Source organism: Xenorhabdus santafensis (assembly GCF_033949405.1).
Taxonomy (GTDB): domain Bacteria; phylum Pseudomonadota; class Gammaproteobacteria; order Enterobacterales; family Enterobacteriaceae; genus Xenorhabdus; species Xenorhabdus santafensis.
In genome coordinates, this window is the sequence record NZ_VCDN01000327.1 from 1 (window position 1) to 291 (window position 291).

Annotated in this window: 1 protein-coding gene; it reads left to right on the forward strand. The window is 40.9% G+C overall.

The genetic code is table 11. From position 1 onward, the window contains the following. A partial coding sequence (locus FE392_RS22680; protein WP_319931936.1) for a toprim domain-containing protein occupies nucleotides 1-291 on the forward strand: 291 nt, incomplete at both ends.

Here is a 291-nt window from a genome sequence, read left to right on the forward strand (position 1 = left end):
TACAAAGTCGTTGCGTCCATGGGACATGTTCGCGATTTACCTAAAAGCCAAATGGGGATAGAAGTAAAGAACAACTTCACCCCGAAGTATATTACCATTCGTGGTAAAGGTCCCGTCTTAAAAGATTTAAAATCAGCGGCCAAAAAAGCAAAGAAAGTCTATCTCGCGGCCGATCCAGACCGCGAAGGAGAAGCAATTGCTTGGCATTTAGCGAATACGTTAAATGTGGACGTTGAATCAGATTGTCGAGTTGTGTTTAATGAGATTACAAAAGATGCAATAAAAGAATCA